The sequence below is a fragment of the Paraburkholderia terricola genome (assembly GCF_900142195.1).
GTDB lineage: Bacteria > Pseudomonadota > Gammaproteobacteria > Burkholderiales > Burkholderiaceae > Paraburkholderia > Paraburkholderia terricola.
This window is the reverse complement of sequence record NZ_FRAB01000042.1, coordinates 1-19,917: the sequence shown is the minus strand read 5'-3', so window position 1 is coordinate 19,917 and position 19,917 is coordinate 1. Positions and strand designations below refer to the sequence as shown.

Sequence of the window (19,917 nt, the reverse complement as noted above, 5' to 3'; positions counted from 1 at the left end):
ACAACCTGGAGAGAATCATGAACAGCCGGCGCAAAACCCCAACGCTCGCATGGCTCGCCGCGTCGCTCATTGCCCTGTCGCTTTCGTTCGGCCCCGCGATCTCGAGCGGCGCCGCGCCCGCGGTCGATGAACACGCGCACGGCACGGCAACGCCAGGCGCCGCCGATGCGCAAATGAAGAAAATGCAGGAACTGCACGCGCGCATGATGGCGGCAAACACGCCCGAGGAAAGAGCGAAGCTGATGGATGAGCAGATGCAGGCCATGCAGCAGGGCATGGCGATGATGAACGGCATGAAAGACCATCACGGACACATGGGTTCGGGCAGCGCGCAGCACGACATGATGGAAAAGCGCATGGACATGATGCAGATGATGATGGACCGCGAGGCCATCGAGAACCCGCCGGCCGCAAAGTGATACGGCGCGCATAAGGAGCCCGGCATGACAATCCCCGTTCAGCAGGCGCGGCCCTTCTGGAAGTCGCGCGGCGCGATCGCCCTGGTGGGTTTCGGCGCGGTGGCCGCTTTCTTCATGTTTTCCGGGCATCGCGCGCATTTTCTGGGTGCGCTGCCCTATGTGCTCCTCCTCGCATGTCCGCTGATGCATCTGTTCATGCATCATGGGCATCACGGCGCAGGGGGTGGCACGCAGCATGCGAAGCCCCACCAGGGAAACGATGAACGCCCTCACTAGCGGATAGAACTTTTGGGGGCTCGTTGTCACGGCGACGCGCGGCGCGATGACGCGCGGCGCACGCCGTGCTTTGTCTCGAGGTTCACCACGCTCATGCCGCGCACGCCGGCTGACTCCTAGTGGAGGGTTTTCCATGTCGCATTCCCATGCTCACGCGCCGGCGCCGGTCCACGGCCGCCCTGCCTTTCCGGCTCGCCATCGCGGCGACAGCGGCAACACGCCTGGCGTGGTCTATACCTGTCCGATGCATCCGCAGATACGCGCGTCGGCCCCCGGCAATTGCCCTATCTGCGGAATGACGCTCGAACCCGTCACGCCGCTCGCGGTCGAGGAACGCAACGTCGAGCTCGAATCGATGACGCGCCGGTTCTGGGTCGCGCTCGCGCTGTCGATACCGCTGCTCGTGATGACCATGGGGCCGATGTTGACGTCCTACGACGTGAGCGCGGTTATCGACCGGACCGGCAACTGGCTGGCCCTGCCCCACTGGATGCCGGCGACCTGGTCGCAGTGCGTGCAGGCCGTACTCGCCACACCGGTCGTGCTGTGGGCGGGCTGGCCCTTTCTGGAGCGTGGCGCGAAATCGTTCCGCACGCGCCAACTGAACATGTTCAGTCTCATCGCGCTGGGCGTCTCGGCTGCGTACTTCTTCAGTGTGTTCGCGCTGTTTTTCCCCGATGCCTTGCCTCACGCGTTCCGGCGCGGGCATGAATTGCCGCTGTACTTCGAGGCCGCCTCGGTCATCGTGACGCTGATACTGCTCGGGCAGGTGCTGGAGTTGCGCGCCCGCTCGCGCACGTCGAGCGCGATCAAGGATCTGTTGAACCTCGCGCCGCACACGGCGGTTCGCGTCGGCGCGAATGGCGCGGAAGAAAGCGTGCCGCTGGAAGCCGTCGCGATCGGCGACACGTTGCGGGTGAAGCCCGGCTCGAAGGTTCCGGTCGATGGCGTCGTCACCGAAGGCCGTTCGAGCGTCGACGAATCGATGATTACCGGCGAATCCATCCCCTCGGAAAAAATGGCCGGCAGCAAGGTGACCGGCGCGACGGTCAACCAGACCGGTACGTTTCTGATGCGCGCCGAAAAGGTCGGCGCGGACACGTTGCTTGCAAGAATCGTCCAGATGGTCGCCGAGGCCGGCCGCTCGCGCGCGCCGATTCAGAAACTGGCTGACCAGGTGTCGGGCTGGTTCGTGCTGGCGGTCATCGGCATCGCCGCGGTGTCGTTCGTCGTCTGGGCGGTTATCGGTCCAGCGCCCGCGCTCGCGAACGCGCTCGTCGTCGCGATCAGCGTGCTCATCATCGCGTGCCCCTGCGCCCTCGGTTTGGCGACGCCCGTCTCCATCATCGTGGGAGTCGGGCGCGGCGCGAAGGAAGGCGTGCTCATCAAGGACGCGGAAGCACTCGAACTGATGGAGAAAGTCGACACGCTGGTGGTCGACAAGACCGGCACGCTCACCGAGGGCAAACCTCGTGTTCAGACGGTCGTCGCATTGGCGGACCACACCGAGGCATCGGTGCTCGGCTATGCGGCCAGTCTCGAAGGACCGAGCGAACATCCCCTGGCGCAGGCCATCGTCTCGCGGGCGCAGGAGAACAACGCGGCGACGAAGCCGGTCGACGGGTTCGACGCGATCGTCGGCAAAGGCGTGAGCGGCAAGATCGACGGTCACGCCGCCCTGCTGGGAAACACGGGGCTCATGGACGATGCGAAGATCGACTGCGTGGCCGTCGACGCGGACGTGGACCGGCTGCGCGAAGCGGGTCAAACCATCATGTATCTGGCCGTGGACGGCAGACTCGCCGGTTATATCGGCGTGGCCGATCCGGTCAAGGGCACGACAGCCGAGGCCGTGCAACTGCTGAAGGCCTCGGGCATCAGGATCATCATGCTGACCGGCGACAATCCGGTAACGGCCAACGCGGTGGCGAAAACGCTGTCGCTCGACGGGGTCAAAGCGGGCGTTCTGCCTCAGGACAAGTACAAGCACGTGCAGGAATTGCAGCAGCAAGGGCACGTGGTCGCGATGGCGGGCGACGGCGTCAACGACGCGCCCGCACTCGCTCAGGCCAATGTCGGGATCGCGATGGGCACCGGCACGGACGTCGCGATGAACAGCGCCCGCGTCGTGCTGGTCAAGGGCGACCTGCGCGGTATCGCGCGAGCCCGCACCCTGAGCGTCGCAACGATGAAGAACATCCGGCAGAACCTGTTCTTCGCGTTCGCCTACAACGTCATTGGCATTCCTGTCGCGGCAGGCGTGCTGTATCCCTGGCTCGGCATCCTGCTCAGCCCCATCATCGCGAGCGCGGCAATGGCGCTGAGCTCGGTGTCGGTCATAGGCAACGCGCTTCGTTTGCGGGCGGCGCGCACGTAGCCGCGCCTCCTGCCGGCGAAGGCGGCGCGGCGATGCGCCGCATCCACCGCCGTCTGGTTCACGGAGCCGCCTCGGACGCGGTACTCACGCGTAGAAAGCGCTCCACCGGGAGGACCGCGACGATTCCGTCTTCGCCCGCAGTGCCGTATGCAATGTTCAGGATTTCCCGAACCAGCGCATCGACAGCTTCGCTCTGCGTGAAGACCTCGATCTTGATATGCCCGGTTGTCCAGTCGTTAGAGAACGGGTTCGGGTGCGCGCCGAATCCTTTTACCTGGGTGATGGTCAGTCCATGAACATGTACTGCGCCCAACCGGCGCTCCAGCACCTCGAGGACTTCAGGCCGAACAATTGCAACAACGCATTTCAGTTCCATGTTGCCCTCAATGACCGAGGAAAACAGCGAGAAACGGTGCGACGACCGCCCATGTCGCACCCGCCGTGTCATGCCGTCAGAAAAGATGAATGCCGAAGCGCTTATTTCGACGGGGTCGCTCCGGCCTGATCGGCATACTTGAGCATGATGTCGCTCATCGCGCGCATCATGTCGGCGTGCATGCGCATCGCGGTCTTGGGGTCCATGCCCATATTGCCGCCCATCATTGGACAGCTACCCATCATGCCGCCGCCCATTCCTCCCATTCCTCCCATTCCCATCATGGAATCGCCGCGTTCTCGTGTTTGCGCTGGCGAGCTTCCGTCGTTGCGCGCGCCACCAGCCGACACGGCGACAGTGGCTGTCATTGACAGCAGCGCCGACAGCGCCGCTGCTCGGATAAATTTCGTGATCATGTCAGTCTCCGGATTCGGTTCGATCGTATCGCCGAGAAAGCAGTCTCCAACGTGCGGCGCGACGCTAGTTTCGTGCGTGGCGGACGTGCGCGAGCCACGGTGCGGAACCATTCGTCCCTGCCGACGAGGGAGTTACAGCAAGCGCGGTGGAGGTGCCGGCAGTTCGGGGATGAACTGTTCCGTGAAGGTACGGGCGACAGCCCAGTAGACAGGCGCGGAAGGTACGACGATAACGGCGTACCTCGCCGGTATGGCGGGCACGCCGCAGGCGAGGCCGCCCATGCCGCCGTGGCACGCAGCTTGGGCATTCATGGTGTGATGCCTTGCAGGTTGCTCGCACGCAGTCATGTCGGATGCGTGCGAAGCTTGCCTCTGTTGATGCGCGGCCACCGACGCCGCCATCGGACACAATGCCGCCTGCGCCGGGTAGCCGAGCAGCGGCAACCACGCAATCAGAAAGCACGCGACGAATTTGGCCCACACTTTCATGAATCCCAGTATAGGCGCTGCCGCGGCGCATCGCTACGGTCCGCGGCCGGACCTGTTGCGCGCTGGCTCGACGAGTGCCGTATCAGTACCTCGTCAATGCTTTTCCAGTTTCACGATGGTCAGCGTACCGTCAACGTTTTCGACGCGGACCTTGACCTTGTCGCCCTCGTGAACCTGCTTGACCATTGCAGCATCTTTCGCCTTGAAGGCCATGGTCATCGGCGGCATGCCGACGTTTTCCAGCGCTCCGTGCTTTAGCGTGACCATGCCGGTGGCCGGATCGACCTTCATCACTTCGGCATTGGTGAGCGCAGTGTTGGATGACGTTTTCGAAGTCGACGGCTGGGACATGTCCATACCTTCTTCAGCAAACGCGGGCGCCGCAACGATGGCTCCGAAAGCAACGGATGCAATAATCAATGTCTTCATTGAGTCTCTCCAGTTTGGGTAGATGGCACGTTCATGCCGGAAGTTGCATGGTGTGACCGCGCATCACATTCCTGTCTCGCGCGACGGCGCTGAAGCAGAAACCAGGCGGCGGGAATCACGAACATCGACAGCAGCGGCGCGGTGACCATGCCGCCGACCATCGGCGCGGCGATGCGCTGCATCACTTCCGAGCCGGCACCGTGTCCGATCATGATGGGTATGAGACCCGCGAGCACGACCGCGACCGTCATGGCTTTCGGCCTCACGCGCAACACGGCGCCTTCCCGGATCGCGTCGAACAGCAGCGCCTCGCTCAGCGGCTCGCCGGCTTCGAGCCTGCGGTTCAGCGCGCCCTTCAGGTACAGCAGCATGACCACGCCGAATTCCGCCGCCACGCCCGCGAGCGCGATGAAGCCGACGGCGGTCGCGACGGATACCGCATGCCCCAGAATCCAGATGAGCCAGAAACCGCCGACCAGCGCGAACGGCACCGTCGACATCAGCAGCAGCGCATCGGCCACCGAATCGAACGTGAGAAACAGCAGCACGAAGATGACGGCGAGCGTCACCGGAATGACGGTGCGCAGCTTCGCCGCCGCGCGCTCCAGATACTCGAACTGACCGGACCACGCAATCGAGTAGCCAGGCGGCAGCACGACTTTTTCCGCCACGGCGCGCTGCATCGCCTTCACGGCGGATTGCAGGTCCGTGTTGCGGATATCGACGTAGACGTAACCGGAGAGCCTGGCGTTCTCGCTGCGGATCATCGGCGGGCCATCGGCAATCGTGATACGCGCGACATCGCCGAGCCGGATCTGCGCGCCGCGCTCCGTGACGACCGGTAGCTCACGCAGCTTCTCCAGCGAATCGCGGATTTCACGCGGATAGCGGATGTTGATCGGAAAGCGCTCCCGCCCCGCAATGACTTCGCCGACCTTGTCACCGCCTACCGCCGACGAAACTACCGACTGGATATCCGCCACGGCAAGCCCGTAGCGGGCCGCCGCCAGCCGGTCGATATCGACGTCGATGTAGCGGCCGCCATTCAGGCGTTCGGCCAACGCGGATGTCACGCCGGGAACGTCCTTCACCGCCGCCTCGACCTGCGCCGCGATGCCGTCGATTTGCGACAACTCGCTGCCTGAAATCTTCACGCCCACCGGCGTCTTGATGCCGGTCGACAGCATGTCCAGGCGATTGCGGATCGGCGGCACCCACACGTTCGACAGCCCCGGCACCTTGACGGTCCGGTCCAGTTCATCGACGAGCTTCTCCGGCGTCATGCCGGGTCGCCACTGGTCGCGCGGCTTGAACTGGATCGTGGTCTCGAACATCTCCAGCGGCGCGGGGTCGGTGGCCGTGTCGGCGCGTCCCGATTTGCCGAACACCGTGGCGACCTCGGGCACCGTCTTGATGAGCCGGTCGGTCTGCTGCAAGAGTTCGCCCGCCTTCGCTGCTGAAATGCCGGGAAGCGCGGTCGGCATGTAGAGCAGGTCGCCTTCGTCGAGCGGCGGCATGAACTCGCCGCCGAGCCGCGATACAGGAACAAGCGTGATGACCAGCGCGAGAACGGCGATGCCGATCGCGATCCACGGCCGGCGCAGCGTCGCTTCCAGCCACGGACGGTACAGCCGGATCAGCACGCGGTTGATGGGATTGGCGTTCTCGTGCGGAATGCGGCCGCGGATCAGGTAGCCCATGAGGACCGGCACCAGCGTCACCGACAAACCGGCCGCAGCCGCAATCGTGTAGGTCTTGGTGAACGCCAGAGGCGAAAACAGCTTGCCTTCCTGCCCTTCCAGCGAGAATACGGGGATGAACGACAGCGTGATGATGAGCAGCGAGAAGAACAATGCCGGCCCGACCTCCGTTGCGGAAGTGGCGATGAGTTCCCAGCGCCGTGCCGTCGTGATCGGCTTGTCAGGGTGGTCGTGGTCGTACGCTTCGAGATGCTTGTGGGCGTTCTCGATCATCACGATGGCCGCGTCGATCATCGCGCCGATGGCAATCGCAATGCCGCCCAGCGACATGAGGTTCGCGTTGACGCCTTGATAGCGCATCACGATGAACGCGGTCAGCACGCCGAGCGGCAGCGACAGAATGGCGACAAAGGCGCTGCGCAGATGAAACAGGAACACCGCGCAGACGAGCCCGACGATGACGAATTCCTCGATGAGCTTGTCCTTCAGGTTATCCACCGCGCGTTCGATCAGTTGCGAGCGGTCGTAGGTCGTCACGACTTCGACGCCCGCCGGCAGTGAGCGCTTCAGTGCGGCCAGTTTCGCCTTCACCGCGTCGATCGTTTTCAGCGCATTCTTGCCGGAGCGCATCACGACCACCCCGCCCGCTACTTCGCCCTGACCGTTCAGTTCCGCGATGCCGCGCCGCATCTCCGGTCCGATCTGGATGCGCGCCACGTCGCCAAGCAGCACCGGCGTGCCGGCATCGTTCGCGCGCAGCACGACGTTGCGGAAATCGTCGAGCGTATGCAGGTAGCCGGACGAGCGGACCATGTATTCGGACTCGGCCATTTCCACCACCGAGCCGCCCGATTCCTGATTCGCCTTGCCGAGCGCGTCGGCCACCATCGTCTGGGTGATGCCGTACGCCCGCAGCCTGTCGGGGTCGAGGACGACCTGATACTGACGCACCATGCCGCCGATGCTCGCCACCTCCGAAACATCCGGCACCGACTTCAGTTCGAACTTCAGGAACCAGTCGTTCAGCGCGCGCAGTTGTCCGAGGTCGTGCTGTCCCGTCCTGTCGACCAGCGCATATTCGTACACCCAGCCGACGCCGGTCGCATCCGGTCCAAGCAAGACGGTCGCCCCTTGGGGCAGACGGCTTTGCACCTGGTTCAGGTACTCGAGCACGCGCGAGCGCGCCCAGTACTGGTCGGTCTTGTCGTCGAACAGCACATACACGAAGGCATCGCCGAACGACGAATACGCGCGGATGGTTTTTGCCCCAGGCACGCCGAGCAGCGTCGTGGTGAGCGGATACGTGACCTGGTCCTCGATCACCTGCGGCGCCTTGCCCGGATACGACGCCTTGATGATGACCTGGGTGTCGGAGAGATCAGGCAGCGCATCGAGCGGCGTTTGCGTGACCGAGTAGACGCCCCACGCCGTGACGAGCACCGTCGCCAGCAGCACGAGGGAGCGGTTATGGATAGACCATCTTATGAGGCGCGCAATCATTTGGCGCCTCCAAGCGGTTCGACCTTGGTCAACTGGTAGCCGTCATCCGACTGCCTGAACGCGAAATGCACCATGTCGCCCGGCTTCACGTTCGCAAACGCATTGGGCGAGGGCTTGTTGAACGCCATCGTCATCGCGCCCCAGCCCAGGCCCGGAACGGGTTGATGCGAGAACGTGATGTCCTCGGCGGTCACTTTCTCGACCTTGCCGGTGGTCTCGTAGGTTGGGGCCGCCGCCATTGCCGCTGCGGACGCAGGCGCGGGAGCGCCTGGAGCCGTGCCCGCGCCGGCCTCCAGCCGTGGCAAAACCGACTTCAGACTGGCTTCGGAATCGATCAGGAACTGACCGGACGCGACGACCTGCTCGCCGTCGCTCAGGCCGCTCAATACTTCGGTTTCATTGCCGATGTCGTTGCCGACCGTGACCGCAACGGGCTGCAAGCGGCCATCGCCGTTCCTCGCGATGACGACCGAGCGCTTGCCCGTGGTGATGACCGCCTCGGCCGGAACGAGCAGACGCGAGACCGGCTTCTGTGCGCCCACGCGCACGCGCATCAGCATGCCGGGCGTCAGTCCGAGCGCGGCGTTGTCGATTTCGAGGCGCGCTTGCAGCGTGCGGCTGGTGGTGCTGATGCCGGGCAGGATCTCGCGAATCTGCCCGTTGAAGTGCCGGGCCGGGTCTCCGGCAAACGTCGCATCGACGGTCATGCCTGGCCGCACGCCCAGCGCAAGCGCTTCGGGAATTTCGACGATGAGCCAGAGCTTCGACAGACCGGCGACCTTGGCGAGCGTTTGCCCTGGCGTCACCATCGCGCCGTCCCTGACGTTCAGTTCGCTCACCACGCCGGTTTCCGGCGACGACAGCACGACATGCGTCTGCGCCTTGCCCGTCCGGTCGAGAGCCGCGATGACGCCATCGGGAATCGACAGCGCACGCATGCGCGCGCGCGACGCTTCGAGCATGCCGCTATCGATGCCGCTGCGCTTGAGCGCGAGATATTCTTCCTGCGGCGCGAGCCAGTCGGGCACGAACAGCGACGCAATCGGTGCGCCCTTCGCGATCCGCTGCATCGGTGCGCTGGCATGCAAACGATCGATGTAACCCGTCACGCGCGACTGCACCACCTCCGAGCGCGATTCGTCGAACTGCGTCGTGCCGACGGCATCGAATCCTTCCATCGTTTCGTGCCGGCGCACGGTGGCGTAGCGGATGCCGAGGTTTTGCTGAAGGCCTGGGTCGATCCTGATGCCGCCCGCGGCACCTTCGTCGGCGTAGACCGGCTGGAGTTGCATGTCCATGAAAGGCGACTTGCCCGGCTTGTCGAAGTGCTGGTTCGGCACCATCGGGTCGTGCCAGTACAGAACCTTGCGGCCCGTCTTCGGGTCGATCGTGTTTGCGGAGGCAGAGGCGGAGGCGGAGGCCGCCGATGCGCCAGAGCCCGTCGCCGGCGCGCGCCGCGTGCCGGCGAGATAGCCCGCGCCTAACAGCGCCGCGGCGATGAACGTCATCAGAACCGCGCGCGCCAGTGGTTTCGTTTGCATGGTGTTCTCCTTCACTGACTGACGGACATCGAGGCAGGCACGACCTGGTATTCCAGTTGCGCCCAGGTCTGCGAGACGTCTCGCTGCAAGTCGAGCACCTGAAGCTCGGCGTCGAGTTGCGCACGTCTCGCGGCAAACGTGTCCGCGAGCGAACCGGTGCCCGCCTTGTACGCCGCCACCGCCAGGCGCACGCGCTGCTCCGCGAGCGGCAACAGCGCGTGCGTGAGATTGGCGATGCGCTCGCGGCCGCTGGCAAGCGTCGCGGACTGAGTCTGGATGTCCGCTGTCACTTGCCGTTGCGCGTCCTCGTACAGCAGGCGCGCCCTGGTGCCGAGTTCGGCTTTCTCGGCCGCGTCACGGTCCTGATAGTTCTTGCGATGGATAGGCAGCGGAATGCTGACCCCGACCGACACCATGTTGGAGAACCCGCCGCCGCGCTGCTGGTAGGCGACTTCCCACGTCCAGTTGGGGCTGCGGTTGCTGTTCGCGACGGCCGTATCGGCGTCGGCCACGGCGATGTCGCGCGAGGCGGCGACCAGCACCGGCTGCACCTCGCTCAGTTCCTGCGGCGGCAGCGCTGGCACATACGACTGCGGCGCCGGCGGCTCGCCGCTCACGTCCGCAACGGCGCTCGCCGTCCAGCGGGACAGCGCGATGAGCGCGGTCTGCAAGGTCTGCCGGGCCTTGAGCATCTGGTCCTGGGCCTGAGCGAGCAGCGCCTCCGCCTGGGTCACGTCGGCCGCGGTCGACTTCGCGCCACGATAGGACGCCCTCGTCGCATCCAGCTCATGGCTCATGTGCTCAACGAGTTCCTGCTGCAGCGAAACCGCCTTCTTTGCATAGACCGCGTTCAGCCACGCCGCGGCCGTCTGTTGACGGGTGTTCGCGAGCTGCGCGAGATAGCCCGCCCGCTCGCGATCCACCATGCCGTTCGCCAGCGCGGAGCGCAGCCGGCGTTTGTCGCCGGATACCCATTCCTGTTCGATGCCGACGCGGCGCATGGTCATGAAGTCCTGACCGATGGTGAATCGTTGCGGCCCATTCACCGGCAGGTTATCGACGCCGGCCTTGAGCATCGGATCGGGCAACTGCCCGGCCCGCACGGCCGCTTCCGAACCGGCGCGCACCGATGCCTGCGCCGCCGCCATGACGGCGGAGCGGTCGGTGGCGGCCTGAAGTGCCGCATCGAGCGTGACGGGTGCTTGCTGAGCGCGCGCAGCGGCGCTCGCGAGAATCAGTGCGGCGCACAGCCAATGCGCGCGCAAGGGTGCGCGCCGGCATGACGGCGCGCCAATGGTTAAAGGCATGTTCGAACCCCAACGGCGGACTCCCATAGGGAATCCACGTCCTGAACGCAGGACGACCCTCACCGCGAACGCGGTGAACCTGTCAGAAAGGGATTAGATGACGCGAGGAGGTCGCCAGGGGCCGGCCGGTTCACGGACGGGCAGCGAGTCGGCGTAGTGGAAAGCAACCGGAATCGAGAGTCCGGCGGGACGGGTGACCTCAGTACGGGAGACCGGGTGATACAGGCTGCCGAGCTGGCATTGCGCCGTTGCCTTGCAGAAACCCTTGGCTTTCTCCGGTTGAGACGATTTCATGGTCTCGCACCCAGGCATTTCCGCGGACGTCGCACCGCCCTCGTCGGCGCCCATGCTCATTTGCATTGGACATTCTCCCGTCAACCCGCTCGCCGCCAGCCCACTGATGGGCAGCACGGCGCAAAGCAGCAGGAGGAGCAATGTCCGGAGCAATTTCATGGCCGGAATTATACGGGAGCGGTCTCATCCATGTTCGGGGAATTTATCGCCGGCGTGACTTGTCGCACGCAGCCGGCAGCGGGTTTGGGCGATGCAATTCGCGCGCCAGGCCCATGTCATCTCGGCGGGCAAGCCGGCATTTTCACGTGCAGGTTCTGGCAGGGATAGGACTTCGGCAATTGCGGCGAGTCGCCCGAGCGTGGGCTCACGGCCAGGCCGCTCACGACGGTTGAACGGCTCGACGTGGCCGCGCTCTGACAGCCGGCGAGCGCGACGACAGCCGTCGCTATTGCAATGACGAAGCGAACACGGGCTATGGATGGTGTCTTCATCTCTGGATGATGAAGCGCGGCGCCTGAACGAGCCGTGACGCCGAAATGACTTTCTGGTCATCGCAGCGACATGCTCAAGTCATTGCTATCGTGGCGCCCGGCCGGGCGTATGCCACGTCATGTCCGTGATGCGCAGCGGTTGCCAAAGCGTCTGAATAACCATTGATCCAATGACCATTTGCCGGCGCCCCGGCACAGCAGGACCAACAGCATCGCGGCCCATTGAATATGCGTGGGCCATGCCTGCGGATACACGAACACCTCGATGACCGTTGTCATGCCGAGCAGGACGAATGCGACGGGTCGCGTCGCGAGGCCGAGCACAAGCAGCACAGGCGCGGTCAGTTCGATCGACACAGCCATGTAGGCGGCAAGCTCGGGCGGCAGCAACGGTAGTCGATAGTCTTCCCTGAACAACTGGAGCGCGGCATTCCAGTCGGCCAGTTTGGTCATCGCCGAGTTCCAGAAGACCGTGGCGACAGCAAGCCTCAGTGGAAGCGCGAGAACCGTATACGGCACGCGCTCCAGCCATCCCACGGTGCGCAGGATGCGCTCAGTCAGTATCGAACTGCGATGAGCGGCTCGAGATTCCGGCATCATGGGCTACCTCTCGGCTGTTCGGCTGGATGCCTCGTTCGACAGACGGATATCGACAAAGCATCCAGATACAAGAAGGTGTGCGAGCCAGACGGAAGTTTCAGCGTCCGGCGCATCGGCCAGGGCGTCATGCAAAGGGCGTCCCGCAAGCAACGCAGCCGTGAAGCGGTATTGCCCTTTCGTCATCCGGTTCACGTCGACGCCGGAAGGTGCCCGTTGGATAGACAAACAGACCGGATCAGCCGCCAGATCGATGTCCGCCAACGCGCTATCGTCCTTTGACAATACCGCGTGCCAGATGGCGTCGATGGGAAACGCCGACTCCATCATTCGTATTGCGGGACTCGGCAAAAACCGTACGGCTTGCATGGCGGCTTCATCCATTTGTTCGAGGCGGCGTAGATCGAGCGGCGTTGCGTCGGCTGCGTGCAGCGCCTCATTCACGGCCCATTCGAGTCGTGCGGTATCCGGCAGATAGACGAGCGACGCCGCTTCCGGCATCCGCGCCAGAAAATCCGCGAACCTGTCGCCGTAGCTATCCAGGTGCGCGCTCGACGGTGGGCATTGCTCGATAAAAAGTCGAGCCGCGCCTTCGAAGAATTCGTCTCCAACCAAAGCCCGCACGGCCGGATAAGTGAGCCGCAATGCCGTAAGCAGCGTGCTATTCGCCGTGTTCCGATAAATGCCGAGCCGCGCCTGCGGAGCGAGGCCATCGGCGATCACATACGCGGCTGCATCGCCATCGGCAAGCCCAAGCAAGTCCCGGCGCACCGCGCATTGCAAGTCATGCAGCGTTGGCGCACAAGTCGTCATTTCCCTGCCTCCCGATAGCGGCATCCGCAAGCGCGGCTTCTTCCATCAGAACCTCGAGCGGCGGCACATCGGTGTCCCATTCGATCAGCGTGGGAACCGGTCCGAAACGCCTGAGCGCCAGTTCGAACAGGTCCCACACGGCGGGCGCGACGCGTGAGCCGTGGTCGTCGATGCGGATTATTCGGCCCTCGCCGAGCTGACGCACGCTGTGTCCGGCCAGGTGAATCTCGGTCACCGATTCGGGCGGCAAGGCATCGAGATAAACCTGTGCGTTCCAGCCGTGATTGCCGGCACTGACATAGATGTTGTTGACGTCGCAGAGGATGCCGCATCCCGTGCGCCGCGCGACCTCGGCAAGAAACGCCCACTCCGGAATAGTCGAGTGGCGAAAACGCAGATACGTGGACGGGTTTTCCAATGAAATGCGCCGCCGCAAACAGGTCTGCACCTGGTCGACGTGACTGCATACGAGGGTCAGCGCTTCTTCCGTCATCGGCAGCGGCAACAGGTCGGCGAGATAGACGCCGGCGCTTACGCTCCAGGACAGGTGTTCAGAAACGAGGCCGGGCTCGACCCGCTCGATGACGGCGCGCACACGCTCGAGATGCCGTGCATCCAGGCCGTCGACGCTGCCGGGAGAAAGGCCCACCCCGTGAAGCGAGATCGGGTAATCCCGGCGAATCGCATCCAGGTATCCTGGCGCGCGGCCGCCGCCCATGTAGTTCTCGGTATGCACCTCGAACCAGGCGGCGGGCGGATGCCGTTCGACAACCTCGTGATGGTGCCGAAAGCGCAGCCCGACGCCGGCGCACGCCGGAATCAGGCCGTGGGCATAGTGCGAGGCGCCGGAAGCGGCATCCATGACCCTTCCCTCCTCACGCCGGCTTCAGCTTGCCGCCCTGGATCTTGCTGCAATCGCCGGCGGGCAGCAAAACGAATGACTTGGGGTCGCGCGCCTGGGTGGATTGTCCGGCGCAGGAATGAGCGCCTTCAGCGCAGTCGTTTTTCGACACGGCGTTGATGCCGTAGCACTTTTGCAGTTTGTTCGCTTCCATCCGGGCCATGTTGTCTTTCACGGCTTGCGGCATTGCGCTCATGTCCTTCATGGCCTGGGCCTGAACAGGCGCGATCTGCATGGCGAGCGCCAGGCCGATTGCCGAAGACAAGGTCGAGGCCGTCATCCTGTGTTTGTTCATCACGCTTCCTCCTGAGGGTTGCGGCCGGACATTGTGGGCCGTGCAGGAAGGTTCGGCCGAGCGCCGCAAAAGGTTACGGTCCGCTCAAACTTTTTCCGCGTGACAATCCGGGCTCCCCGCCACAAAATTTCGGCATGAAACGGCATCCACCCCCGCCGAGTCCCGTCCCTGGTTCCGAAAGAGAGAGCCTGGCGTCGATCGCGCCGGCCGCTCGGCAAGCGCCGCCGACCCGTCGCGCCGACGGCAAACTCGACTGGTCCGCCATGATGGCCAGCGCGCAAATGGGCGACGCCGATGCCTATCGCCGGCTGCTCCAGGACATCACGCCCTACCTTCGTGCGCTCGCGGCACGACACATCCGCAACGCCGATGACATCGAAGACACGGTTCAGGATGTGCTGCTGACCGTGCACGCCGTGCGCAACACGTATGACCCTTCGCGTCCGTTCGGGCCGTGGCTGGTCGCCATTGCAAACCGGCGCGTCGTCGACGGTCTGCGTCGGCGCGGCCGTGTTGGCTCGCATGAATCGTCAATGGAAAATCAGTTGGAAACCTTTGCCGCCGATGAAGCGAACTTACAGGAAGAGACGGTGAATGCCCGCCTGGTCAGGGAAGCGATCGAGCAATTGCCTGTCGGACAACGCGACGCGATGCGCATGCTCAAATTGCAGGAGATGTCGCTGCAAGAAGTCGCGGCTGCAAGCGGAACGTCGGTTGCCGCGTTGAAAGTCGCCACGCATCGGGCCATGAAACGATTACGGGAGATGTTCCCGCAGCGAGGTAGCAAATCATGACCCGCACCTCCGACCTGATCGACGTGCTCGCCGCGGATGCCACGCCGGTGCGGCGTCTGCGCTCGCCAGCGGCGAGAGCCGCGTGCTGGTTGCTGTTTGCCGCGGTTGTGATGCTCTTCGTCGGTGTCGCGCATGGAGTGCGCGCCGACCTGGCGGTCAAGCTGCATCAGCCGCTGTTCGTCATCGGCATGGCCGCGGCCACGGCCACCGGCATTCTGGCCGCCGTCGCGGCATTGATTGCCAGCGTGCCGGGCCGGTCACGCCATTGGCTTCTGTTGCCGGCACCGGCTGCGCTCACGTGGGTCGCCACGATTGGCTACGGTTGCCTCACCAATTGGATCGCGATCGGACCGGAAGGCATGTCTGTCGGCGAAACGGCAAGATGCTTCGCGACCCTGGTACTGGTCGGCATGCCGCTATCGCTCGTGATGCTGATCATGCTGCGCCACGCCGCCCGGCTGGCGCCGGGACCGGTCGTGATGGCGGGTAGTCTCGCGGTCGCTGCAATGACCGCGGTGGCCTTGTCGATTTTCCATCCTCTCGACGCGACCGCGATGATCCTGCTGTGGAACCTCGGCGTCGCCGCGCTTTATCTGGCGTTGAGCGGCCGGTACGGTCAGCGGCTGCTGGATTGGATCGCGCTGCACTGACGAGCCGACCAGCCGCGCCGGCTAGCGGCGCGGCCAGCGCCGCCATGTCAACGCGGCCAGGCTCAGCGCGGCGGCAAGCGCAAGCGGACGATGCGTATCGAGCCATAGTGCGCTGCTGTGACGCTTCGCCTCGCCGTCGAATGGGCCATGAACGCGATGCGCGCCGGCAACCGGTTGCCACAGATTCGAGGGCGCGGCATCGCTTGCCGGCGCGGCTCTTTGCTGCGCCTGATAGCCGGTGCGGCCGAGATATCGGTCCAGCCAGCCGGGCACGACCTGGTTGGCGACAATCGCCTTGACCGTCGATATCCCGACATACACCTCACGCCGACGATGCGTTGCCGCCCAGACGATCGCGCGCGCGGCGACTTCCGGCTGAAAAACGGGCGCCACCGGCTGCGGAGCGTGGGGCATGCGGTTCTCGGCCCAGTTGAATTGCGGCGTATTCAATGCGGGCATTTGCACCATCGTCAGATGGACGCGGCTGCGATCGTGAAGCAGTTCGCAGCGCAACGCGTCGGTAAAGCCGCGGATCGCATGCTTCGCGCCGCAATAGGCCGATTGCAGCGGAATCGCGCGATAGGCGAGCGCCGAGCCGACCTGGACGATGCAACCGCGATTGCGCGCGCTCATGCGCTTTAGCGCGGCCATCGTGCCCCAGACGTAACCGAGGTAGGTCACGTCCGTCACCCGCGCGAACTCCTTCGGCGTCAGGCTTGCCATCGGTCCGAACACGGTGAGCATGGCGTTGTTGATCCATACGTCGATCGGACCTAGCTCCGCTTCCACTCGGGCGGCGGCGGCCTCGACGGCGTCGGCGTCGCTGACGTCGAGTGCGATCGGCAACGCGCGCACGCCGCATGCGCGCACTTGCTTTGCCGTGTCGTCGAGCGCCGCGGGGTCGCGCGCCAGCAGCGCGACATGCGCGCCGCGACGCGCGAACGCGAGCGCGGTAGCCCGACCCACGCCCGCGCTCGCGCCGGTGAGCACCACGATTCGCGGTCGAGCAAGCTTGCGCCACATGGTTCCTCCGGTCGACGGTGAATGCGGGCGGGTTCGCGTGGGTTTTGAGTTGGCAGGTTCGTGCTGCATGCGTTGCATGCGGCGTGCCATGCGTTCATGGCGTGACGATTTTGTCTGGATGCGATTGGGCATTCGGGCAGTCCGCGTGGCGAGTGGCGAGTGGCGTGAGGTTTTCTAATGGCCGTGCCAGCGCCCCTCTCCCTGAAAATTTCCCGAAAAAAGTGCCTGTTCGTGGCTACGAAAATCCGTGTAGGATACTGTACATGCATACAGTAATTTTTCCGCAACTCCAATGACCACCGCGCTGCCCGTCCCCGAAGCCATCCACCCGTCGCTATGGCGGGCGTCGCAGCTTGCGCGCAGCCGGGGGCATATCGTGGATACCGGCTATCCCGCGCTGTCGGCGGAATTGCCCGGCGGCGGATGGCCGGTCGGCGCGCTGGTGGACCTGCTGGTGCAGCAGGCCGGCGTGGGCGAAATGCGGCTATTGCGCCCCGCGCTCAGCGAAATGGAAAAGCGGCCGATTGCAATGGTGCAGCCGCCGCACGTACCGAACGGCCTGGGCCTCGAATACATCGGGTTGTCGTCCGAACAATTGATGGTTGTCCAGGCTCCGAAGACAGCCGACGCGCTCTGGGCCGCGGAGCAGATTCTGCGCGCCGGCAGTTGCGGCGCACTGCTGTTCTGGGCGCAACACGTTCAGACCTCGTCGCTGCGGCGGCTGCATCTGGCCGCCCAGTCTTCGGAAACGCTGTTCTTCATGATCCGCCCGCTGGCGTCGGCACAGGATGCCTCTCCCGCGGTTTTACGGCTGGCGCTGCGGCCCGAACGCGACGGCCTGACCGTCGACATCACGAAGCGACGAGGTCCGGCACGCGCAGAGCCTCTGTCCATTCCCCTGCAACCCACACCTGTTCTGTTTTCGCACCATGCGCGTATTTCTCGCCGTTCACCTGCCCCGGTTGCAGCTCGAGGTCTTCCGGCCGAAGTGGCTGCCTGAGCCCGCGCACGGCTGCGTGGTTCTCGAACGGGACAAGGTGCTCATCGCGGATGGCGTCGCCAGGGCCGCGGGGGTGCGGGTCGGCATGAAACGCGGCGGCGTGCTGACGCTCGCGCCGGAGATCGAGATTTACGAACGCGACGCCGGCCGCGAGCATGCCGCGCAACGCGAGGTCGCCGTGGCGCTCATGCGGTTCTCACCCGATGTCGCGGTTCTCGACGAGGCGGTTGTCGTGGTGGACATCGGCGCGAGCCTGCGTCTCTTTGGCGGACTGCTCGCCGTATGCCGGCAGGCGAAAGCGATCCTCGAAGCCATCGGGCTGACCGCGCGGATAAGCGCCGCGCCGACCGGGCAAGGCGCCTGGCTGCTCGCGAGGAACCGGAACCGGCGCGTGCTCAAGGTCGATTCGCTGGAACGGCAATTGTCGGTGCTGCCGTTGCAGTCAGTGCCGGAAATCAGGCCGTTTGCCGACTGGTTCACCGGCCTTGGCTGCGAAACGATTGCCGACGTGAGACGGCTGCCGCGCGCGGGTCTGCAACGACGTTGCGGCGAACATCTGCTCGACTCGCTCGACCGCGCTTTCGGCACGGCGCCGGAACTGTTCGAATGGCTGGCGCTCCCTCCCACGTTTTCCGCCCGCATTGAAATGCCCGACCGTATCGAGCATGCGGAAGCGGCGCTTTTCGGTGCGCATCGTCTCATCGTGCAACTGTGCGGCTGGCTGTGCGCGAAGCAACTGGCGCTGACGGGCGCGACGCTTCTGCTCGAGCACGAGCGCGGCAGGCAGGCCATCGAGCCGACGCCCATCGAGATTGCCCTGGGCGAGCCGACATGGCGGGAGGATCATCTGGTCCGGCTCGTCAGGGAGCGTCTTGGCCGCATTGAACTGACCGCCCCCGTTATCGCGCTGCGGCTCGATGCATCGAACGTGCAGCCCGCCGCACCGGCATCCGATACGCTGTTTCCCGAGCCCGGCGGCTCCGCCGCGGACCACGCCCGTCTCGTCGAGTTGCTGGTCGCGAGGCTCGGCGAGGACAACGTGCTCAGGCCCGCGCCAACGGCGGACTACCGGCCCGAAATCGCCAACCGATGGGTGCCGGTTCGCAGCACGTCGGAAAGCACGCGGTTGCCGAAAGCGCTTCCGCGGCCCACCTGGCTGCTGGAGAAACCCGTGCGCCTGCTAATGCGAAAACACCGCCCGTTTTACGGTTCGGCGCTGCGCCTCGTGTCGCCTGGCGAACGCATCGAGAGCGGGTGGTTCGATGGCGAACTCGTCACGCGCGATTATTTCGTCGCTCAGGGTGAAGACCAAAGCTGTTTCTGGATATACCGCGAGCGCATGAGCAGTCGCGATGCGGAAGAAGAGCAGCGATGGTTCCTTCATGGCCTGTTCGGATGAAGCGCCACGAATACGGCCTTCGACGGCGCCTCGCCTGCGCGAGGAACGCCGTCAACCCGATCTTCATCACAGGTTAGCGAGAGCGTAAGCTCAACGCCGGGCGCTGCCCAGGCCGTACGCGTCGCGATGGTAAGCCAGCCGTCCAAGCAGTTTTCGGCGCATTTGCTCCCGGCGATAGTGAGCGACGACGAATGCTGTCGCCGTCACCAGCACGAATGAACCTACGACGATTGCCACTGCTTCACTCATCGGAACCTCCATTGCTGATCTCTCGGGTTCACTGCAGGTGCTGCCCTCCGTTGATCGCGATGTTGGCGCCGGTCACGAAGCCCGCTTCGCGCGAGCACAGGTAGAGCACGAGCGCGGCAACTTCGTCCGGCTGCCCGAGCCGGCCAACCGGAATCTGCGGAACGATCTTCGTCTCGCGGATTTCCTCGGGCACGGCCATGACCATTTTCGTGGCGATATAGCCGGGCGAGATCGTGTTGACCGTGACGCCTTTTTTCGCCACTTCGAGCGCCAGCGATTTCGTGAAACCATGCATGCCGGCCTTGGCCGCCGCATAGTTGGTCTGGCCGAACCCGCCCTTGGAGCCGATGATCGACGACACGTTGATGATGCGGCCCCAGCCGCGCTCGACCATGCTGTCGCACACGGGCTTCGTCATGTTGAACACCGAATCGAGGTTGGTGCGGATGACCGCGTCCCAATTGACCTTGTCCAGTTTCTTGAAGCTGGCGTCGCGCGTGATGCCGGCGTTGTTGATCAGGATGTCGACCGGTCCGACTTCGGCCTTGATCCGCGCCGCGCATTTTTCGCAGGAGTCGTAG

At 64.5% G+C, this 19,917-nt stretch carries 22 protein-coding genes; 7 read left to right on the top strand and 15 right to left on the bottom strand.

Annotated features, from left to right (window positions below; translation table 11 throughout):
• The first annotated feature begins 17 nt into the window (after window positions 1–17).
• From BUE39_RS26800 to BUE39_RS26790, 3 genes are all read left to right on the top strand, one after another.
• Window positions 18–419 carry an EMC3/TMCO1 family protein gene (locus tag BUE39_RS26800; protein ID WP_090518844.1) on the top strand — a complete coding sequence of 134 codons (402 nt, stop codon included), beginning with the start codon at window positions 18–20 and terminating at the stop codon, window positions 417–419.
• Between the two features lie 24 nt (window positions 420–443).
• Window positions 444–695 (top strand): DUF2933 domain-containing protein, encoded by a 252-nt coding sequence (locus BUE39_RS26795; RefSeq protein ID WP_073431730.1) that lies wholly within the window; start codon window positions 444–446, stop codon window positions 693–695.
• A 133-nt stretch (window positions 696–828) separates the two neighbouring features.
• Window positions 829–3,072, top strand: coding sequence for a copper-transporting P-type ATPase (locus BUE39_RS26790; protein ID WP_090518843.1), 2,244 nt, complete (start codon window positions 829–831; stop codon window positions 3,070–3,072).
• Window positions 3,073–3,130: 58 nt separating this feature from the next.
• Here the strand turns inward: BUE39_RS26790 and BUE39_RS26785 are convergent, their stop codons facing one another.
• The 12 genes from BUE39_RS26785 to BUE39_RS26730 form a co-directional block, all read right to left on the bottom strand.
• Window positions 3,131–3,448, bottom strand: a complete 318-nt coding sequence (locus BUE39_RS26785) for a P-II family nitrogen regulator (protein ID WP_073431729.1) — start codon at window positions 3,446–3,448, stop codon at window positions 3,131–3,133.
• 101 nt (window positions 3,449–3,549) lie between these two features.
• Complete coding sequence (locus tag BUE39_RS26780) at window positions 3,550–3,864, bottom strand: hypothetical protein (protein ID WP_073431728.1); 315 nt, start codon at window positions 3,862–3,864, stop codon at window positions 3,550–3,552.
• A 132-nt stretch (window positions 3,865–3,996) separates the two neighbouring features.
• On the bottom strand, window positions 3,997–4,176 hold the full coding sequence (locus BUE39_RS35685) for a hypothetical protein (RefSeq protein ID WP_235004977.1): 180 nt from the start codon (window positions 4,174–4,176) through the stop codon (window positions 3,997–3,999).
• A 270-nt stretch (window positions 4,177–4,446) separates the two neighbouring features.
• Window positions 4,447–4,782 carry a copper-binding protein gene (locus BUE39_RS26770; protein WP_073431726.1) on the bottom strand — a complete coding sequence of 112 codons (336 nt, stop codon included), beginning with the start codon at window positions 4,780–4,782 and terminating at the stop codon, window positions 4,447–4,449.
• Window positions 4,779–7,982 (bottom strand): efflux RND transporter permease subunit, encoded by a 3,204-nt coding sequence (locus BUE39_RS26765; RefSeq protein WP_073431725.1) that lies wholly within the window; start codon window positions 7,980–7,982, stop codon window positions 4,779–4,781. The genes BUE39_RS26770 and BUE39_RS26765 overlap by 4 nt, the downstream gene beginning before the upstream one ends.
• Window positions 7,979–9,523: an efflux RND transporter periplasmic adaptor subunit gene (locus tag BUE39_RS26760; RefSeq protein WP_073431724.1), complete on the bottom strand. Its 1,545-nt coding sequence runs from the start codon at window positions 9,521–9,523 to the stop codon at window positions 7,979–7,981. Before BUE39_RS26760 ends, BUE39_RS26765 begins: the two co-directional genes overlap by 4 nt.
• 11 nt (window positions 9,524–9,534) lie before the next feature.
• A complete protein-coding gene (locus BUE39_RS26755; RefSeq protein WP_073431723.1) occupies window positions 9,535–10,830 on the bottom strand; it encodes a TolC family protein in 1,296 nt (431 codons plus the stop codon).
• Window positions 10,831–10,923: 93 nt separating this feature from the next.
• Window positions 10,924–11,283 carry a hypothetical protein gene (locus BUE39_RS26750; RefSeq protein ID WP_073431722.1) on the bottom strand — a complete coding sequence of 120 codons (360 nt, stop codon included), beginning with the start codon at window positions 11,281–11,283 and terminating at the stop codon, window positions 10,924–10,926.
• 449 nt (window positions 11,284–11,732) lie between these two features.
• Window positions 11,733–12,212 (bottom strand): DoxX family protein, encoded by a 480-nt coding sequence (locus tag BUE39_RS26745; protein ID WP_412534874.1) that lies wholly within the window; start codon window positions 12,210–12,212, stop codon window positions 11,733–11,735.
• Window positions 12,213–12,218: 6 nt separating this feature from the next.
• Entirely contained in the window at window positions 12,219–12,995 is a 777-nt protein-coding gene (locus tag BUE39_RS26740; RefSeq protein ID WP_318268344.1) for a DNA-binding domain-containing protein, read from the bottom strand.
• 1 nt (window position 12,996) lies between these two features.
• Window positions 12,997–13,887 (bottom strand): MNIO family bufferin maturase, encoded by an 891-nt coding sequence (bufB, locus tag BUE39_RS26735; RefSeq protein WP_073431719.1) that lies wholly within the window; start codon window positions 13,885–13,887, stop codon window positions 12,997–12,999.
• A 13-nt stretch (window positions 13,888–13,900) separates the two neighbouring features.
• Window positions 13,901–14,221 (bottom strand): BufA1 family periplasmic bufferin-type metallophore, encoded by a 321-nt coding sequence (locus BUE39_RS26730; RefSeq protein WP_073431718.1) that lies wholly within the window; start codon window positions 14,219–14,221, stop codon window positions 13,901–13,903.
• A gap of 263 nt (window positions 14,222–14,484) precedes the next feature.
• Here BUE39_RS26730 and BUE39_RS26725 point away from each other — a divergent pair, with 263 nt between their 5' ends.
• Both BUE39_RS26725 and BUE39_RS26720 read left to right on the top strand, forming a co-directional pair.
• Window positions 14,485–15,015: a sigma-70 family RNA polymerase sigma factor gene (locus tag BUE39_RS26725; RefSeq protein ID WP_235004976.1), complete on the top strand. Its 531-nt coding sequence runs from the start codon at window positions 14,485–14,487 to the stop codon at window positions 15,013–15,015.
• Complete coding sequence (locus BUE39_RS26720) at window positions 15,012–15,665, top strand: NrsF family protein (protein WP_073431717.1); 654 nt, start codon at window positions 15,012–15,014, stop codon at window positions 15,663–15,665. Before BUE39_RS26725 ends, BUE39_RS26720 begins: the two co-directional genes overlap by 4 nt.
• A 21-nt stretch (window positions 15,666–15,686) precedes the next feature.
• Here the strand turns inward: BUE39_RS26720 and BUE39_RS26715 are convergent, their stop codons facing one another.
• On the bottom strand, window positions 15,687–16,688 hold the full coding sequence (locus BUE39_RS26715) for an SDR family oxidoreductase (RefSeq protein WP_073431716.1): 1,002 nt from the start codon (window positions 16,686–16,688) through the stop codon (window positions 15,687–15,689).
• 292 nt (window positions 16,689–16,980) lie between these two features.
• Between BUE39_RS26715 and imuA the strand changes: the two genes are divergently transcribed.
• Together imuA and BUE39_RS26705 are read left to right on the top strand one after the other, a co-directional pair.
• On the top strand, window positions 16,981–17,688 hold the full coding sequence (imuA, locus tag BUE39_RS26710) for a translesion DNA synthesis-associated protein ImuA (protein WP_073431715.1): 708 nt from the start codon (window positions 16,981–16,983) through the stop codon (window positions 17,686–17,688).
• Window positions 17,618–19,087 carry a Y-family DNA polymerase gene (locus tag BUE39_RS26705; RefSeq protein ID WP_176035839.1) on the top strand — a complete coding sequence of 490 codons (1,470 nt, stop codon included), beginning with the start codon at window positions 17,618–17,620 and terminating at the stop codon, window positions 19,085–19,087. The genes imuA and BUE39_RS26705 overlap by 71 nt, the downstream gene beginning before the upstream one ends.
• A 90-nt stretch (window positions 19,088–19,177) precedes the next feature.
• Here BUE39_RS26705 and BUE39_RS35250 read toward each other — a convergent pair whose 3' ends face one another.
• Both BUE39_RS35250 and BUE39_RS26700 read right to left on the bottom strand, forming a co-directional pair.
• The gene (locus BUE39_RS35250) at window positions 19,178–19,336 is read right to left on the bottom strand and encodes a hypothetical protein (protein ID WP_167363311.1); all 159 of its coding nucleotides are present in this window, start codon (window positions 19,334–19,336) and stop codon (window positions 19,178–19,180) included.
• A 28-nt stretch (window positions 19,337–19,364) separates the two neighbouring features.
• Window positions 19,365–19,917: SDR family oxidoreductase (locus BUE39_RS26700; RefSeq protein WP_073431714.1), on the bottom strand; the 553-nt coding region annotated here is incomplete at its 5' end.

Excerpts from the sequence above, each read along its gene's own strand:
- BUE39_RS26800 (WP_090518844.1), top strand. The coding sequence starts at position 18 with ATGAACAGCCGGCGCAAAACCCCAACGCTCGCATGGCTCGCCGCGTCG.
- BUE39_RS26795 (WP_073431730.1), top strand. The coding sequence starts at position 444 with ATGACAATCCCCGTTCAGCAGGCGCGGCCCTTCTGGAAGTCGCGCGGC.
- BUE39_RS26790 (WP_090518843.1), top strand. The coding sequence starts at position 829 with ATGTCGCATTCCCATGCTCACGCGCCGGCGCCGGTCCACGGCCGCCCT.
- BUE39_RS26785 (WP_073431729.1), bottom strand. The coding sequence starts at position 3,448 with ATGGAACTGAAATGCGTTGTTGCAATTGTTCGGCCTGAAGTCCTCGAG.
- BUE39_RS26780 (WP_073431728.1), bottom strand. The coding sequence starts at position 3,864 with ATGATCACGAAATTTATCCGAGCAGCGGCGCTGTCGGCGCTGCTGTCA.
- BUE39_RS35685 (WP_235004977.1), bottom strand. The coding sequence starts at position 4,176 with ATGAATGCCCAAGCTGCGTGCCACGGCGGCATGGGCGGCCTCGCCTGC.
- BUE39_RS26770 (WP_073431726.1), bottom strand. The coding sequence starts at position 4,782 with ATGAAGACATTGATTATTGCATCCGTTGCTTTCGGAGCCATCGTTGCG.
- BUE39_RS26765 (WP_073431725.1), bottom strand. The coding sequence starts at position 7,982 with ATGATTGCGCGCCTCATAAGATGGTCTATCCATAACCGCTCCCTCGTG.
- BUE39_RS26760 (WP_073431724.1), bottom strand. The coding sequence starts at position 9,523 with ATGCAAACGAAACCACTGGCGCGCGCGGTTCTGATGACGTTCATCGCC.
- BUE39_RS26755 (WP_073431723.1), bottom strand. The coding sequence starts at position 10,830 with ATGCCTTTAACCATTGGCGCGCCGTCATGCCGGCGCGCACCCTTGCGC.
- BUE39_RS26750 (WP_073431722.1), bottom strand. The coding sequence starts at position 11,283 with ATGAAATTGCTCCGGACATTGCTCCTCCTGCTGCTTTGCGCCGTGCTG.
- BUE39_RS26745 (WP_412534874.1), bottom strand. The coding sequence starts at position 12,212 with ATGCCGGAATCTCGAGCCGCTCATCGCAGTTCGATACTGACTGAGCGC.
- bufB (WP_073431719.1), bottom strand. The coding sequence starts at position 13,887 with ATGGATGCCGCTTCCGGCGCCTCGCACTATGCCCACGGCCTGATTCCG.
- BUE39_RS26730 (WP_073431718.1), bottom strand. The coding sequence starts at position 14,221 with ATGAACAAACACAGGATGACGGCCTCGACCTTGTCTTCGGCAATCGGC.
- BUE39_RS26725 (WP_235004976.1), top strand. The coding sequence starts at position 14,485 with ATGATGGCCAGCGCGCAAATGGGCGACGCCGATGCCTATCGCCGGCTG.
- BUE39_RS26720 (WP_073431717.1), top strand. The coding sequence starts at position 15,012 with ATGACCCGCACCTCCGACCTGATCGACGTGCTCGCCGCGGATGCCACG.
- BUE39_RS26715 (WP_073431716.1), bottom strand. The coding sequence starts at position 16,688 with ATGTGGCGCAAGCTTGCTCGACCGCGAATCGTGGTGCTCACCGGCGCG.
- imuA (WP_073431715.1), top strand. The coding sequence starts at position 16,981 with ATGACCACCGCGCTGCCCGTCCCCGAAGCCATCCACCCGTCGCTATGG.
- BUE39_RS26705 (WP_176035839.1), top strand. The coding sequence starts at position 17,618 with ATGCGCGTATTTCTCGCCGTTCACCTGCCCCGGTTGCAGCTCGAGGTC.
- BUE39_RS35250 (WP_167363311.1), bottom strand. The coding sequence starts at position 19,336 with ATGAGTGAAGCAGTGGCAATCGTCGTAGGTTCATTCGTGCTGGTGACG.